At 54.1% G+C, this 16,465-nt stretch carries 17 protein-coding genes; 13 read left to right on the top strand and 4 right to left on the bottom strand.

What is annotated here, in order from left to right:
* Positions 1-159: 159 nt before the first annotated feature.
* From pspD to pspA, 4 genes are read right to left on the bottom strand one after another with little or no spacing between them, the layout of a single operon-like run.
* Positions 160-384 carry a phage shock protein PspD gene (gene pspD, locus KE671_RS14345; protein ID WP_206163473.1) on the bottom strand — a complete coding sequence of 75 codons (225 nt, stop codon included), beginning with the start codon at positions 382-384 and terminating at the stop codon, positions 160-162.
* A 19-nt stretch (positions 385-403) separates the two neighbouring features.
* Positions 404-763, bottom strand: a complete 360-nt coding sequence (pspC, locus tag KE671_RS14340; RefSeq protein WP_206163472.1) for an envelope stress response membrane protein PspC — start codon at positions 761-763, stop codon at positions 404-406.
* Positions 763-987 carry an envelope stress response membrane protein PspB gene (pspB, locus tag KE671_RS14335; protein WP_042318763.1) on the bottom strand — a complete coding sequence of 75 codons (225 nt, stop codon included), beginning with the start codon at positions 985-987 and terminating at the stop codon, positions 763-765. The genes pspC and pspB overlap by 1 nt, the downstream gene beginning before the upstream one ends.
* A 54-nt stretch (positions 988-1,041) precedes the next feature.
* On the bottom strand, positions 1,042-1,710 hold the full coding sequence (gene pspA, locus KE671_RS14330; protein ID WP_102601724.1) for a phage shock protein PspA: 669 nt from the start codon (positions 1,708-1,710) through the stop codon (positions 1,042-1,044).
* Between the two features lie 168 nt (positions 1,711-1,878).
* Between pspA and pspF the strand changes: the two genes are divergently transcribed.
* From pspF to osmB, 13 genes are all read left to right on the top strand, one after another.
* Positions 1,879-2,853 carry a phage shock protein operon transcriptional activator gene (gene pspF, locus KE671_RS14325; protein ID WP_206163471.1) on the top strand — a complete coding sequence of 325 codons (975 nt, stop codon included), beginning with the start codon at positions 1,879-1,881 and terminating at the stop codon, positions 2,851-2,853.
* Positions 2,854-2,965: 112 nt separating this feature from the next.
* Positions 2,966-4,609, top strand: coding sequence for an ABC transporter substrate-binding protein SapA (gene sapA / locus KE671_RS14320; protein WP_206163470.1), 1,644 nt, complete (start codon positions 2,966-2,968; stop codon positions 4,607-4,609).
* Positions 4,606-5,571, top strand: coding sequence for a peptide ABC transporter permease SapB (gene sapB, locus KE671_RS14315; protein WP_061077654.1), 966 nt, complete (start codon positions 4,606-4,608; stop codon positions 5,569-5,571). The genes sapA and sapB overlap by 4 nt, the downstream gene beginning before the upstream one ends.
* On the top strand, positions 5,558-6,448 hold the full coding sequence (gene sapC / locus KE671_RS14310) for a peptide ABC transporter permease SapC (protein ID WP_043000550.1): 891 nt from the start codon (positions 5,558-5,560) through the stop codon (positions 6,446-6,448). Before sapB ends, sapC begins: the two co-directional genes overlap by 14 nt.
* A complete protein-coding gene (gene sapD, locus KE671_RS14305; protein WP_206163469.1) occupies positions 6,448-7,440 on the top strand; it encodes a putrescine export ABC transporter ATP-binding protein SapD in 993 nt (330 codons plus the stop codon). The genes sapC and sapD overlap by 1 nt, the downstream gene beginning before the upstream one ends.
* Before the next feature lies 1 nt (position 7,441).
* The gene (gene sapF / locus KE671_RS14300; protein ID WP_206163468.1) at positions 7,442-8,248 is read left to right on the top strand and encodes a putrescine export ABC transporter ATP-binding protein SapF; all 807 of its coding nucleotides are present in this window, start codon (positions 7,442-7,444) and stop codon (positions 8,246-8,248) included.
* A 122-nt stretch (positions 8,249-8,370) separates the two neighbouring features.
* Positions 8,371-9,159 (top strand): enoyl-ACP reductase FabI, encoded by a 789-nt coding sequence (gene fabI, locus KE671_RS14295; protein ID WP_206163467.1) that lies wholly within the window; start codon positions 8,371-8,373, stop codon positions 9,157-9,159.
* Between the two features lie 196 nt (positions 9,160-9,355).
* Positions 9,356-10,495 (top strand): carboxymuconolactone decarboxylase family protein, encoded by a 1,140-nt coding sequence (locus tag KE671_RS14290; RefSeq protein ID WP_206163466.1) that lies wholly within the window; start codon positions 9,356-9,358, stop codon positions 10,493-10,495.
* Between the two features lie 89 nt (positions 10,496-10,584).
* Positions 10,585-12,519 carry an exoribonuclease II gene (locus KE671_RS14285; protein ID WP_206163465.1) on the top strand — a complete coding sequence of 645 codons (1,935 nt, stop codon included), beginning with the start codon at positions 10,585-10,587 and terminating at the stop codon, positions 12,517-12,519.
* A gap of 246 nt (positions 12,520-12,765) precedes the next feature.
* Positions 12,766-14,757, top strand: a complete 1,992-nt coding sequence (gene pdeR / locus KE671_RS14280; RefSeq protein ID WP_206163464.1) for a cyclic di-GMP phosphodiesterase — start codon at positions 12,766-12,768, stop codon at positions 14,755-14,757.
* 179 nt (positions 14,758-14,936) lie between these two features.
* Entirely contained in the window at positions 14,937-15,119 is a 183-nt protein-coding gene (locus tag KE671_RS14275) for a YciZ family protein (protein WP_206163463.1), read from the top strand.
* 85 nt (positions 15,120-15,204) lie between these two features.
* Complete coding sequence (locus KE671_RS14270) at positions 15,205-15,954, top strand: DNA-binding transcriptional regulator YciT (RefSeq protein ID WP_206163462.1); 750 nt, start codon at positions 15,205-15,207, stop codon at positions 15,952-15,954.
* Between the two features lie 258 nt (positions 15,955-16,212).
* A complete protein-coding gene (osmB, locus tag KE671_RS14265; RefSeq protein WP_042318738.1) occupies positions 16,213-16,431 on the top strand; it encodes an osmotically-inducible lipoprotein OsmB in 219 nt (72 codons plus the stop codon).
* Positions 16,432-16,465: the final 34 nt, after the last annotated feature.

The raw sequence follows: 16,465 nt of genomic DNA, 5'->3' as shown, positions 1-16,465 counted from the left end.
ATAAGGAGACTACTCCCGCAAAAATTAGCTGTCAATGCAGTTAACGGTGTTTAAGGGGGAAATCAACAGGAAATGCGCAGCCCAACGATCGTATTTGTGAGCTGCCGCAAATTAATAATTCAGATGTGATTTAATTGTTACTGTAATAACGGGTTGCGGTTAACGCCCGGCGTAACGTTTTGAGAGTTTCGCCGCCATACGGCTCAAAACCGGTTCCAGGGCCAACGCCAGCAACATTTTCAGCGGACGTCGGGCGACGGATTTCACCGCCCACCCTGCTACCCCTGCCGGGCCATAGCGCAGCGCGGTCAGTAGCACCAGCTTACCTGCTATTTTCATACCGGGTTTTACCTTTTGCCCGGCGCGTTGCCAGCGATTGTTCATCTCAGCCCTCTTATATGACTTACAACTGACGGAAACGGCTACGCAAGGTAAACGTGTCGGAGGTGACATAACGCTCCATTTCACGTAAGCGTTTCTCCCCTGCCGCCAGTTCTCTATCGACAATATCTAATAGCTCACCGCTGGACGGTTGCTGCTCGTCTGCGGCAAGGTTGTCCGGCATGGGATCGAGCACAAACGCCAGAATGATGTAGACGACCAGAGTGAAAAACGCCAGCCCGAAAAAGATCGACAACACCACTAAAATGCGCACCAGTTTCACCGGCACATCAAGATACTGCGCGATCCCCGCGCACACGCCCCGCAGCATGCCCTGCTGTGGAATGCGCCATAATTTTTTGTTCAGATCAATACCGCCCATTAGCGATCCCTCCAGTTCGGATGTTCCGCATCGAGAATATCTTCCAGCGCCTGAATACGTTCACGCATGCGCTGCGCGTCGTCGGTCAACTGAACTAAACGTTGCTGTTCGCTTTGCGATAACTCCCCGCGGCTGGAACGGTTGCTGTAATGCAGCCATAACCAAATCGGTAACACAAACAGCACAAAGATGGTTAACGGAATGGCCAGAAATAGCGCGCTCATGAGTACTCCTTACAGGTAATGAGCGGCGGCGCGTTCGGGCACCGCCAGGTATTATTATTGCTTGTCTTGCTGCATTTTAGCTTTCAGCTGTGCCAGCTGTTCGCTGATTTCATCATCCGCTTTCAGGTCGGCAAACTGCTGGTCCAACGTTTTCTGTTTACCAAAGTTGTGGCTTTCAGCTTCTGCTTCCATGTGGTCAATGCGACGCTCGAAGGATTCAAAACGCGCCATCGCTTCATCCAGCTTACCGCTGTCCAGTTGACGACGCACGTCACGGGATGAGCTGGCGGCCTGATGACGCAGCGTCAGCGCCTGCTGACGGGCACGGGTTTCGCTGAGTTTATTCTCCAGCTCGCCAATCTCTTTCTTCATGCGCGTCAGCGTATCGTCGACCAGCGTCACTTCATGCTCCAGATTGCCAATCAGATCGGTCAGCTTCTGTTTTTCGATCAGCGCAGCGCGAGCCAGATCGTCTTTCTCTTTACGCAGCGCCAGTTCCGCCTTTTCCTGCCACTCTGACTGCTGAGCCGTCGCCTGTTCGATGCGGCGTGATAACTGTTTCTTTTCCGCCAGCGCACGTGCCGAATTGGAACGCACTTCAACCAGCGTATCTTCCATTTCCTGAATCATCAGACGAACCAGCTTCTGCGGATCTTCCGCTTTCTCAAGCAGCGCGTTGATGTTGGCATTCACGATGTCGGCGAAACGAGAAAAAATACCCATAATTCTATCCTCACATTTTTCTGATGTCGGGCGATGCCCTGCTGATTCTCTAATACAATCTGCGTGCCAAGTTTTCAACGTATTGATTTTTAACGAGATGGATAGTTTTACCTCGACAAGAAAACAGCGTAAAGTGGTGAAATACACTAACATATGGCGAAATTCATCATGGCAGAATACAAAGATAATTTGTTAGGAGAAGCCAACAGCTTTCTGGAGGTGCTGGAGCAGGTTTCCCGCCTCGCACCGCTGGACAAGCCGGTACTGATCATCGGCGAGCGCGGTACCGGTAAGGAGCTGATTGCCAATCGCCTGCATTACCTCTCCTCTCGTTGGCAGGGGCCGTTTATCTCGCTTAACTGCGCGGCGCTGAATGAAAACCTGCTCGACAGCGAACTGTTCGGTCATGAAGCTGGCGCGTTTACCGGCGCACAAAAGCGCCATCCCGGGCGTTTTGAACGGGCCGACGGCGGCACACTGTTTCTGGATGAGCTCGCCACTGCGCCAATGCTGGTGCAGGAAAAACTGCTCAGAGTGATTGAGTACGGCGAACTCGAGCGTGTCGGCGGAAGTCAACCGTTGCAGGTGAACGTGCGTCTGGTTTGCGCCACCAATGCGGATCTTCCGACGATGGTTAACGAAGGGTCCTTCCGGGCAGATTTGCTGGACCGCCTGGCGTTCGATGTAGTGCAACTGCCGCCGCTGCGTGAGCGTCAGGCGGATATCATGCTCATGGCGGAACACTTTGCCATTCAGATGTGCCGTGAAATTCGTCTGCCGCTGTTCCCCGGCTTTACGTCGCATGCCAGAGAGACGCTGTTGAACTATGGCTGGCCGGGAAATATCCGCGAACTAAAAAACGTCGTCGAGCGTTCGGTATACCGGCATGGTACCAGTGAGGAGCCGCTGGATGAGATTGTGATCGACCCCTTCAAACGCCACGCGCCGGCTCGCGCCGTTGCAGAAACCACGGCAACGGGTCCCTCACTGCCCCTCGATTTACGCGAATTTCAACAGCAACAGGAGAAAGCATTACTGCAAACCAGTCTGCAACAGGCAAAATTTAACCAGAAACGGGCGGCGGAGTTATTGGGGCTAACCTATCACCAGTTGCGCGCATTGCTCAAAAAACATCAGATTTAGCGCTTCCCGCCTCCTGATTGCGCATATTTACGCCAGTTGCCCGCAGACATTTGTACCTGGCGGGCGATAGTGCGATACACTTTGCAAATCGTACCTAAAAACCTTAAAAATTATGCGCCTGGTTTTATCGTCTCTGATCGTGATGGCTGGACTTCTGAGTGGTCAGGCTGCTGCTGCGCCTGAAACTGCCCCACAGGAAGATATCCGCGACAGTGGCTTTGTCTATTGCGTGAGTGGGCAGGTCAACACCTTTAATCCGCAGAAAGTGAGCAGCGGACTGATCGTTGACACCCTTGCCGCCCAGCTCTATGACCGGCTGCTGGATGTTGATCCCTATACCTATCGTCTGGTCCCGGAACTGGCGGAAAGCTGGGAGGTGTTGGATAACGGTGCAACCTACCGTTTCCATCTGCGTCGTGACGTCGCATTTCAAAAAACGGCGTGGTTTACACCAACGCGTAAACTGAATGCCGACGACGTGGTCTTTACCTTTCAGCGCATCTTCGATCGCAACCACCCGTGGCATAACATCAATGGCGGCAATTTCCCCTATTTCGACAGCCTGCAGTTCGCCGATAACGTACAGAGCGTGCGTAAGCTTGATAATAACACCGTTGAGTTTCGTCTGACGCAACCGGACGCGTCTTTCTTATGGCACCTGGCGACCCATTACGCCTCCGTAATGTCAGCCGAATATGCCGCGCAGTTAACAAAACAGGATCGTCAGGAGCAGCTCGACCGCCAGCCGGTCGGTACCGGTCCGTTCCAGCTTTCTGAGTATCGCGCCGGGCAATACATCCGCCTGCAACGTCATGAAAAATTCTGGCGGGGTAAGCCGCTGATGCCGCAGGTGGTGGTGGATCTGGGATCTGGCGGAACCGGGCGCTTGTCAAAGCTGCTTACCGGTGAATGTGATGTGCTGGCCTGGCCGGCCGCCAGCCAGTTAACGATCCTGCGTGACGATCCGCGTCTGCGTCTGACGCTGCGTCCTGGGATGAACATTGCCTACCTGGCGTTTAACACCGACAAACCCCCGTTGAATAATCCGGCGGTTCGCCACGCCCTGGCGCTGTCCATAAATAACCAGCGTCTGATGCAGTCTATCTATTACGGCACGGCGGAAACGGCGGCCTCTATTTTACCTCGCGCTTCGTGGGCGTATGACAACGAGGCTAAAATAACAGAATACAATCCGGCCAAATCCCGTGAGCAGCTCAAAGCGCTGGGGCTGGAGAATCTGACGCTACGACTGTGGGTGCCAACCAGTTCGCAGGCGTGGAACCCCAGTCCGCTGAAAACCGCTGAGCTTATCCAGGCGGATATGGCCCAGGTTGGGGTGAAAGTGGTGATTGTACCGGTTGAAGGTCGTTTCCAGGAGGCGCGGTTGATGGACATGAACCATGATCTGACGTTATCCGGCTGGGCAACCGACAGTAACGATCCGGACAGTTTCTTCCGTCCGTTGCTCAGCTGTGCGGCCATCAATTCACAGACTAACTTTGCCCACTGGTGCAATCCGGAGTTCGACAACATACTACGTAAAGCGCTCTCTTCTCAGCAGCTTTCTGCACGTATTGATGCGTATGATGAAGCGCAGAACATCCTCGCCAAAGAATTACCCATTCTGCCGCTCGCCTCGTCACTGCGACTGCAGGCTTATCGATATGATATTAAAGGCCTGGTGTTGAGCCCGTTTGGTAACGCCTCTTTCGCCGGCGTGTCGCGCGAAAAAAAAGATGAGGTGAAAAAGCCATGATTATCTTCACCTTGCGTCGTTTGCTGTTGCTGATGGTTACGCTGTTTTTTCTGACCTTTATCGGCTTCAGTCTGAGCTATTTTACACCGCATGCGCCGCTACAAGGCGCATCGCTATGGAATGCGTGGGTATTCTGGTTCAATGGCCTTATCCACTGGGACTTTGGCGTCTCCAGCATCAATGGACAGCTTATCTCTGAACAGCTTAAAGAGGTGTTCCCGGCCACGATGGAGCTATGCACGCTGGCGTTCGGCTTTGCGTTAATGGTGGGGATCCCGGTGGGTATGCTGGCGGGTATCACCCGCAACAAGTGGCAGGATCGCTTGATTAGCGCCCTCGCCCTGCTCGGCTTTTCAATCCCCGTGTTCTGGCTGGCGCTCCTGCTGACCCTTTTCTTTTCCCTGACCCTCGGCTGGCTGCCGGTGTCTGGACGATTCGATCTGCTCTATGAAGTGAAGCCGGTCACCGGTCTGGCCATTGTCGACGCCTGGATCTCTGATTCTCCCTGGCGCGATGAGATGGTGATGAGCGCCGTGCGGCACATGGTGTTGCCGGTGCTGACGCTGGCAGTTGCGCCGACCACGGAAGTGATTCGCCTGATGCGTATCAGTACCATCGAAGTGTTTGATCAGAACTACGTGAAGGCTGCAGCCACGCGTGGTCTGTCGCGGTTTACGATCCTGCGCCGCCATGTACTGCATAACGCCTTACCACCGGTGATCCCTCGTCTCGGCCTGCAGTTCTCAACCATGCTGACGCTGGCGATGATCACCGAAATGGTCTTTAGCTGGCCGGGCCTCGGTCGCTGGCTGATCAACGCCATCCGCCAGCAGGATTATGCGGCGATTTCCGCCGGCGTGATGGTGATTGGTTCGCTGGTCATCATCGTTAACGTGATTTCCGACATTTTGGGTGCTATGGCTAACCCTCTGAAACATAAGGAATGGTATGCCTTACGATAGCGTTTACAGCGAAAAGCGCCCGCCGGGTACGCTGCGCACCGCATGGCGCAAATTTTATGGCGATACCACGGCAATGGTGGGTCTGTACGGCTGCGCAGGACTGGTGGTGTTATGCCTGTTCGGCAACTGGTTTGCGCCGTACGGTATCGATCAGCAATTCCTCGGCTATCAGTTGCTGCCGCCCTCCTGGTCACGCTATGGCGAAGTCTCCTTCTTCCTCGGTACTGACGATCTGGGTCGCGATGTCCTGAGCCGTCTGCTCAGCGGCGCGGCCCCCACCGTAGGCGGCGCGTTTGTCGTTACCCTCGCCGCAACGCTGTGCGGGCTGTTTCTCGGCGTGGTCGCGGGAGCAACGCACGGTCTGCGTTCCGCCGTGCTGAACCATATTCTTGATACTCTGCTGTCGATCCCGTCGCTGCTGCTGGCGATTATCGTCGTCGCCTTCGCCGGGCCGCATTTGACCCACGCCATGTTTGCCGTCTGGCTGGCGCTGCTGCCACGCATGGTCCGTTCGGTCTACAGCATGGTGCATGACGAACTGGAAAAAGAGTATGTCATCGCGGCGCGTCTGGATGGCGCCTCAACGCTGAACATCCTCTGGTTCGCCATATTGCCCAACATTACCGCGGGATTGATCACCGAAATCACCCGTGCGCTGTCGATGGCGATCCTGGATATCGCCGCGCTCGGTTTTCTCGATCTTGGCGCGCAACTCCCCTCGCCGGAATGGGGTGCGATGCTGGGCGATGCGCTGGAGCTGATTTACGTTGCACCATGGACGGTGATGCTGCCCGGTGCCGCGATCATGATCAGCGTCCTGCTGGTGAATCTGTTAGGTGACGGAGTTCGCCGTGCCATTATCGCGGGGGTGGAATAATGCCATTACTGGATATTCGCAACCTGACTATTGAGTTCAAAACGGGCGAAGAGTGGGTCAAAGCCGTTGACCGCGTCAGTATGACCCTCAGCGAAGGCGAAATCCGTGGGCTGGTAGGTGAATCCGGTTCCGGTAAAAGTTTGATCGCCAAAGCCATCTGCGGTGTTGCCAAAGATAACTGGCGCGTCACCGCCGACCGGATGCGTTTTGACGATATCGACCTGCTACGTCTTTCACCGCGTGAACGACGCAAACTGGTGGGACATAACGTTTCGATGATCTTCCAGGAGCCGCAATCGTGTCTGGATCCATCCGAGCGCGTGGGGCGCCAATTGATGCAAAACATTCCCGCATGGACCTATAAAGGCCGCTGGTGGCAGCGTATTGGCTGGCGGAAACGTCGCGCCATTGAATTACTGCACCGGGTGGGGATTAAAGATCATAAAGACGCCATGCGCAGTTTTCCGTATGAACTGACCGACGGTGAATGCCAGAAAGTGATGATCGCCATCGCACTGGCGAATCAACCGCGACTGCTGATTGCGGACGAACCGACCAACGCGATGGAACCGACCACCCAGGCGCAGATCTTCCGCCTGCTAACGCGGCTGAATCAGAACAGCAATACCACCATTTTGCTGATCAGCCATGACCTGCAAATGCTCAGCCAGTGGGCGGATAAAATTAACGTGCTGTACTGTGGTCAGACGGTGGAAACCGCGCCGAGCAAAGAGCTGGTGACGACGCCACATCACCCATACACCCAGGCGCTGATCCGCGCCATTCCCGACTTTGGGAGCGCCATGCCGCACAAAAGTCGTCTGAATACCATGCCCGGAGCCATCCCGTTGCTGGAACAATTGCCTATCGGCTGCCGTCTGGGGCCACGCTGCCCGTATGCGCAGCGCGAATGTATTGAAACGCCGCGTTTGACCGGGGCGAAAAATCATCTCTACGCCTGTCATTTCCCGCTGAATATGGAGAGAGAGTGAGATGGTCGAGACCTTACTTGAAGTGCGTAATCTGAGTAAAACCTTCCGCTACCGCACGGGCTGGTTTCGTCGCCAGACGGTAGAGGCTGTAAAGCCGCTGAGCTTTACGCTGCGCGAGCGTCAGACGCTGGCCATCATCGGCGAGAACGGTTCGGGTAAATCGACGCTGGCAAAAATGCTGGCAGGCATGGTTGAGCCGACCGGCGGCGAACTGCTGATCGACGATCATCCGCTTGAGTTTGGTGATTATTCGTTTCGCAGTCAGCGTATCCGCATGATTTTCCAGGATCCGTCGACCTCACTGAACCCGCGTCAGCGCATTTCGCAAATCCTCGATTTTCCATTGCGACTGAATACCGAACTTGATCCGGAACAGCGGCGTAAACAGATTATTGCAACCATGCGCATGGTAGGACTGCTGCCCGATCACGTCAGCTATTACCCGCATATGCTGGCACCGGGGCAAAAACAACGACTTGGACTCGCCCGTGCGATGATTCTGCGCCCGAAAGTGATTATTGCCGATGAGGCGCTGGCGTCGCTCGATATGTCGATGCGCTCGCAGTTAATCAACCTGATGCTGGAATTGCAGGAGAAACAGGGTATCTCTTATATTTACGTCACCCAGCATCTTGGCATGATGAAGCACATTAGCGATCAGGTGCTGGTGATGCACCAGGGGGAAGTCGTTGAGCGCGGCAGTACCGCAGATGTGTTAGCCTCCCCGCTGCATGAACTGACGAAGCGATTAATCGCCGGTCACTTCGGTGAAGCATTAACGGCAGATGCCTGGCGAAAAGACCGATAACGGGTCTCCCGAAGTGGTCGGATTAACTCTCCCGGCGTCTCGTGATAGAATCGCCGCGTTTTAACGACGCCAGGCGCCTTAACGCAGCCTGACGCCACAACAATAACATAAGGATTTAAGCTATGGGTTTTCTTTCCGGTAAGCGCATTCTGGTGACCGGTCTTGCCAGCAAACTGTCCATCGCCTGGGGTATCGCGCAGGCGATGCATCGCGAAGGCGCAGAACTGGCATTCACCTACCAGAACGACAAACTGAAAGGCCGCGTGGAAGAATTTGCAGCTCAGCTGGGTTCAAACATCGTTCTGCAGTGCGATGTCGCAGAAGATGAAAGCATCGACACGATGTTTGCAGAACTGGCCAAAACCTGGTCGAAATTTGACGGTTTCGTTCACTCAATCGGTTTTGCCCCTGGCGATCAACTGGACGGCGACTACGTGAACGCAGTCACCCGCGAAGGCTTTAAAATCGCTCACGATATCAGCTCCTACAGCTTTGTGGCGATGGCAAAAGCCTGCCGTTCTATGCTGAATCCGGGCTCTGCCCTGCTGACGCTCTCCTACCTGGGCGCTGAGCGTGCGATCCCGAACTACAATGTGATGGGTCTGGCAAAAGCCTCTCTGGAAGCGAACGTTCGTTATATGGCGAACGCGATGGGGCCGGAAGGTGTTCGTGTTAACGCCATCTCTGCAGGTCCAATCCGTACTCTGGCTGCTTCTGGCATTAAAGATTTCCGTAAGATGCTGGCACACTGCGAAGCGGTAACCCCGATTCGTCGTACTGTGACTATCGAAGATGTGGGTAACTCTGCAGCCTTCCTGTGCTCCGATCTGTCCGGCGGTATCTCTGGTGAAGTGGTTCACGTTGACGGCGGTTTCAGCATCGCTGCAATGAACGAACTGGAACTGAAATAATCATTCCGACTTTCTATATGGGCGGCGCTCTGCCGCCCATACTCTCTCGTTTACCCCGCAATATAGCTTTTCGATCTTTGTTATCACGCAACAATCTTTCGTCCCTTCCCCGCTTACGCCAGGATTAAGCAGCGAAAACGATCCGGCGTGAATTGACGACGTGTCCGGGTCGCCACATACAGACCAAGGAACGCCCATGGAACAACGCCGATTCAGCGGTAAAAGCCACTGGTATCATGAAACGCAATCCAGTACCGGACCGCAGGACGTATTGCCGCTGGTACCGGAAGCCGCACACGTTGATGACCGATTTTTGCTGGATTTGGTAATCCCCGAAGCGTCGCTTTTACCCTTTCAGTCCTGGCTGCAACCGGCCCGCCTGCTTGCTCACGAATTATTCCCTGATGCCGTGTTACTGAACCGCCTGCATACCTTTAGCGCCTATGAACGCATGAGTACCGCGTTAACGGTCGCCCAGGTGTATGGCGTGCAGCGGCTTTGCAACCACTATGCCGCCCGCCTGACGCCGCTTCCCGGCCCGGATTCGTCACGTGAGAGTAATCACCGTCTGGCACAGATTACTCAGTACGCTCGCCAGCTTGCCAGTTCACCCTCGGTAATTGATAACCGCGCTCGCCAGCATTTATACGACGTTGGTCTCTCCGCCTGGGATATCGCATTGATGAACCAAATCATTGGCTATATCGGTTTTCAGGCGCGCGTCATCGCCACGTTTCAGGCATGGCTTGGACAACCGGTACGCTGGATGCCGGGGCTGGACATGCAGTCATTCGCCGATGCCTCTCTGTTCCAGCAGTCCGACACGGTCTGGCACTCGGCGCACGAACAGGTTGAACTGCGCTATGCAACGGCGGAACAGAGGGAGTGCCTGTCGTGTTATCAGCCGCTCGCCGCCCTTCAGCACATCGCGCCTAATCTGGTTCATCAACCGACGCTACTTACCCTGCTTGGCACCCTCCTTAAAAGCACATTGTCCATTGAGTCCCCTGCGCACCGTTTCACCACGCTGCTGACGTCACGAATTAACGGCAGTGCAAGCTGTTTTAACCAGCAGGCGGAGTCCTCGGACATCGCCGACTTACTGCGCCAGAGTGAACACGAAATAGAACGCCGGGAACGACAACAATCGGTTGAGCGCCCGCTGTTCCAGGCGATACAGCTGTTAACGCGCGCGCCCGATCGTTTCAGTGCCGCGCAGTTCATCCCTCTCAGCGAGTCCAGTGCCTCCGCTGAACAGGCTATCAACCTGCTGGCCTGGTCAGGGTTATGCGGATGGCTGAATCGTCTGAAAATCGCCCTGGGCGAGACATATTAACCCTTTCATTGCCATAAAGAGCGCTTGCCGCATCAGGTACTTTCGCGTAAAACTGTCAGCCGCTCTTATGGCCACGAAAATAGACAAATATGTTTCAGGACAACCCGCTGCTAGCGCAGCTTAAACAGCAACTGCATTCCCAGACGCCACGTGCCGAAGGGGTGGTAAAAGCCACGGAAAAAGGCTTTGGCTTCCTGGAAGTCGATGCGCAAAAAAGTTATTTCATTCCACCACCGCAGATGAAAAAAGTGATGCATGGCGACCGTATCATCGCCGTCATCCACACGGAAAAAGATCGTGAATCCGCGGAGCCGGAAGAGCTGGTTGAACCGTTCCTGACCCGCTTTGTCGGTAAGGTGCAGGGTAAGAACGATCGCCTGTCCATTGTGCCGGATCACCCGCTGTTGAAAGACGCCATTCCCTGCCGCGCTGCACGCGGTGTGGAGCATGAATTTAAAGAGGGTGACTGGGCCGTTGCTGAAATGCGCCGTCATCCGCTTAAAGGCGATCGCACCTTCTACGCCGAATTAACTCAGTTCATCACTTTCGCTGACGACCACTTCGTACCGTGGTGGGTCACCCTGGCGCGTCACAATCTTGAAAAAGAAGCGCCGGACGGCGTGGCGACAGAAATGCTGGATGAAGGACTGGAGCGCCAGGATCTTACCGCACTGAATTTTGTCACTATCGACAGTGCCAGTACGGAAGATATGGACGATGCACTGTATGCCGAAGAACTGGCAGATGGCAAATTGCAACTGACCGTGGCGATTGCCGATCCAACAGCCTGGATCGCCGAAGGCAGCAAACTGGATAACGCTGCGAAAATCAGGGCGTTTACCAACTATCTGCCGGGTTTCAACATTCCAATGTTGCCACGCGAACTGTCTGACGACCTCTGTTCACTGCGTGCCAATGAAGTACGCCCGGTGCTCGCCTGTCGCATGACCATTACCGCGGATGGCACCATTGAAGATGACATCACGTTTTTCGCCGCGACGATTGAGTCAAAAGCCAAGCTGGCTTACGACAATGTCTCTGACTGGCTGGAAAACAGCGGCAGCTGGCAGCCTGAGAGCGAAGCAATCGCCCAGCAGATTCGTCTGCTACAACGTATCTGCCTGAGCCGTGGCGAGTGGCGTCACCATCATGCGCTGGTATTTAAAGATCGCCCTGACTACCGTTTTATTCTCGGCGAAAAAGGCGAAGTGCTCGATATCGTTGCGGAACCGCGGCGGATCGCGAACCGGATTGTCGAAGAGTCAATGATTGCCGCCAACATCTGCGCTGCACGCATACTGCGCGACAAACTCGGCTTTGGCATTTACAACGTTCACATGGGCTTTGATCCGGCCAATGCTGATGCGCTGGCCGCGCTGCTGCAATCCCATGGGATGCATGTCAACGCCGAAGAAGTCCTGACCCTCGAAGGCTTCTGCAAACTGCGTCGTGAACTGGATGCGCAGCCGTCGGGCTTCCTCGACAGCCGCATTCGTCGTTTCCAGTCCTTTGCGGAAATCAGCATTGAACCGGGCCCGCATTTTGGCCTGGGCCTGGAGGCTTACGCCACCTGGACCTCGCCGATTCGTAAGTATGGGGATATGATCAACCATCGCCTGCTGAAAGCGGTCATTAAAGGTGAAAGCATTAATCGTCCACAGCAAGAGATCACCGTGCAGATGGCCGAACGCCGTCGCCTGAACCGCATGGCGGAGCGCGATGTCGGCGACTGGTTGTATGCCCGCTTCCTGAACGATAAAGTCGGTACGGATACCCGTTTCGCAGCGGAAATCATTGATGTTAGCCGTGGTGGGATGCGGGTACGCCTGGTGGATAACGGCGCGGTTGCCTTTATCCCAGCACCGTTCCTGCATGCGGTTCGCGACGAACTGGTTTGCAGTCAGGAGAGCGGCACCATCCAGATCAAAGGTGAAACCGTCTATAAAGTGACGGATGTGATTGATGTCACCATCGCCGAAGTACGGATGGAAACGCGCAGCATCATCGCTCGCCCTGCCGCCTGACGCCCCCTCACTGTAACGGTCTTTTCTTTTCAGGAAAGGCCGTTTTCTTTCCCATAATCGCCATTCTCTCACTACACTCTGACTGTCAGGCGGATATATTTTCAACCTCGCCTGGGCTTTTTCCTGATTCTGAATTACAAATAAATACATAAACAAAACAAGATGTTCAGCAGCATGAGTTTGACTGAACGGTAGCGATCCCTTCCATTAAGGGTTGTCAGAGCATTACACGGGAGGGAGTTCCTTATGAAAGACATTCTGGAGTCCGCAACGTTGTATAACTTTCTGGGTACTCACACGCCTTACTGGCGTTTGTCAGAAGATTCCAACACCCTGCATTTGTCCGTCACCGAAGCGACCGACCGGGCGGAGAGCGTTGAACTTTCCCCCGAGCAAGCCGAACGAATCCGCGAAATGACGGTCATCACCTCCAGTCTGATGATGACGCTCCCTTTTGAAGACAACGATGTCCCGGTGCATCTGGTGGGCCGCAAAATTAACAAGCATGAATGGGCTGGCAGCGCGTCGGCCTGGCACGATACCCCTTCCGTGGCGCGCGATCTGGTTAAAGGACTGTCGTTCGCTGAACAGGTGGTGACGGAAGCTAACTCTGCGATTGTGATCCTCGACAGCCGGGGTAACATTCAACGCTTCAATCGTCTGTGTGAAGAGTATACCGGGTTGAAAGAGCAGGAAGTGATTGGGCAGAGCGTATTTAAACTCTTTATGAGCCGCCGGGAGGCTGCCGCCTCACGTCGTAACATCAGCGGTTTATTTCGCAACGGTAATTCGTATGAAGTTGAACGCTGGGTAAAAACCCGTAAAGGACAGCGCCTGTTCCTGTTCCGCAATAAATTTGTCCACAGCGGCAGTGGGAAGAACGAAATCTACCTGATCTGTTCCGGTACGGACATCACTGAAGAGCGGCGCGCGCAGGAGCGGTTACGCGTCCTGGCAAATACCGACACCATCACCGGCCTGCCAAACCGCAACGCTATCCATGAGCTGATCAATGAGGCCATCGAGCAGGCAGGCGACAGCCAGGTCGGCATTGTTTATCTCGACCTTGATAACTTCAAAAAGGTGAACGACGCCTATGGCCATATGTTTGGCGACCAGCTTTTGCAGGCCGTGTCGTTAGCGCTCCTGAGCTGTCTGGAAGAGGATCAACTGCTGGCGCGGCTTGGTGGTGATGAGTTTATTGTACTGGCCAGTCAGACGTCCCAGAGCTCGCTTGAGGCTGTCGCCTCGCGGATCCTCACCCGATTACGCCAGCCCTTTCGTATCGGCCTGATAGAAGTCTACACGGGTTGTTCTGTGGGTATCGCGATGGCGCCTCAGCACGGTGAGGATAGCGGCAACCTGATCCGCAATGCCGATACCGCAATGTACACCGCCAAAGAAGGCGGACGCGGGCAGTTCTGTGTCTTCTCGCCGGAGATGAACGATCGGGTATTCGAATACCTGTGGCTGGACACCAACCTGCGCAAAGCACTGGAGAACGATCAGTTGCTGATTCACTATCAGCCAAAAGTCACCTGGCGGGGTGACGTTCGCGGCCTTGAGGCACTGGTACGCTGGCAGTCCCCTGAACGCGGGCTTATTCCACCGCTGGAGTTCATCTCGTACGCCGAAGAGTCCGGGCTGATTGTGCCGCTTGGTCGCTGGGTGATCCTCGACGTGGTACGCCAGGTCGCGAAATGGCGTGATAAAGGCATCAACCTGCGAGTGGCGGTTAACATCTCTGCCCGGCAACTGGCTGACCAGACCATTTTCACTGACCTGAAGCGCGTCCTGCACGAGCTCAATTTTGAATATTGTCCTATCGATGTCGAACTGACGGAAAGTTGCCTGATTGAGAACGAAGCGCTCGCGCTGTCCGTCATTCAACAGTTTAGCCAGCTTGGTGCTCAGGTTCACCTGGATGACTTTGGCACCGGTTATTCCTCGCTCTCGCAACTGACCCGTTTCCCAATCGATGCCATCAAACTGGACCAAATTTTCGTGCGCGACATTCACAAAAAATCAGTGTCGCAATCAATGGTGCGGGCCATCGTCGCCGTAGCGCAGGCGTTGAACCTACAGGTGATCGCCGAAGGTGTGGAGAGCGCCAAAGAGGATGCTTTTCTGACGAAAAACGGCGTTAATGAGCGGCAGGGTTTTCTATTTGCTAAACCGATGCCTGCAGCGGTGTTTGAGCGCTGGTACAAACGTTATCTCAACAGGAAAAAGCGATAAGCCAGCAAATGATCATCCGGGCGAAACGGAAAATTTCCCTTTTCGCCCTCTACCTATCTGTATGTAATCGCGGAATATAATATTCCCCAAAGGTACAGGGCTGGCTGAATTTTCCCTTCTCTTTTGCCGTCAATTTTTGCATCATTAAATTCTTTCTTACTTTGACCAAGGATCCCCCCATGTCTGATATCGATGCTAAACGGGTTGCCGAGCGTATTGATACCGTGCTTGATATCCTGGTGGCCGGTGATGTCCACTCCGCCATCCATAATCTCGAAATCCTGAAGGCGGAATTGTTGAGTAAGGTGCAGGATGACGCTGTATCATCGGCGAACAATCCCCGGACACCCTGGGAGATCTAATTTTTCGCACGCGGTGTGTCCTGGATAGCACGCCGCCGTATGTGTTTAATCTCGCGGTACAACTACCGCTATAAAAACGAACGATATGAACTCCCGACAACAAAAAATTTTGCAAATGGTCATTGATAAAGGCCAGATGAGCGTCTCTGAACTGGCTAAAATCACTGGCGTTTCTGAAGTGACCATTCGACAGGATCTGAATACCCTCGAGAAGCAGAGCTTTCTGCGCCGTGCGCACGGTTTCGCCGTTTCACTCGATAGTGAAGACGTGGAAACCAGGATGATGACCAACTACACCCTGAAGCGTCAGCTTGCCGAATTCGCGGCATCGCTGGTCAACCCTGGCGAGTCGGTGTTCATTGAAAATGGCAGCAGCAACGCCCTGTTGGCAAGAACGCTGGCGGAGCAGAAAGACATCACCATCATTACAGTCAGCAGTTACATTGCGCACCTGCTGAAAGAGACGCCCTGCGAAGTGATCCTGCTCGGCGGTATTTATCAGAAAAAAAGCGAAAGCATGGTGGGACCGCTTACCCGCCAGTTTATCCAGCAGGTGCATTTCAGCAAGGCGTTTATCGGTATTGATGGCTGGCAGAGCGAAACCGGCTTCACGGGTCGCGATATGATGCGCGCTGATGTGGTCAATGCTGTTCTGGAGAAAGGATCGGAAGCCATCGTGCTGACCGACAGTTCAAAATTCGGCGCACTCCATCCGTACACGCTTGGCCCTATCGAGCGGTTCAGTCGTGTGATCACCGATGCCAGAATCAGCGCCAGCGACCGCGCGCTGATGGAACAACGTGGTCTGACCGTTAATATCGTCGACGCTGAATAAAATATCCGCAAATGATTTGCGCATCGCAGATCATTTGCGCTCTGAGACTATTCTGACTCCCTAATTAAGACTATTTACCTGTTGTTCACAGAGGAAAGTCGTAAAATTACTATTAGCGATATAACAGGAAGTGACTATCACCTGCGTGATATTACCCTGCGCACTAAGGTTTCACGGATGCCTTCTTTAATGATCGATATTTTAACTATAGTTAAAGAGAGCGTGCTTTCGTGAATCGTTAATTCAGGAGAAAGTATTATGTTTGTAACGAGCAAAAAAATGACCGCCGCCGTGCTGGCGATTGCCCTGGCAATGTCTCTGAGCGCCTGTTCTAACTGGTCTAAACGTGACCGTAATACCGCTATTGGTGCGGGTGCTGGTGCATTAGGTGGTGCTGTCTTAACGGATGGTAGCACACTGGGTACGCTGGGTGGTGCCGCTGTCGGTGGTATTATCGGCCACCAGGTAGGTAAATAATCGTAAATAATCTACGGTTGTCCGGCTCGATATA

The organism is Citrobacter amalonaticus (assembly GCF_018252635.1).
Taxonomy (GTDB): Bacteria; Pseudomonadota; Gammaproteobacteria; order Enterobacterales; family Enterobacteriaceae; genus Citrobacter_A; species Citrobacter_A amalonaticus_E.
This window is presented reverse-complemented; position numbering and strand designations above follow the sequence as displayed.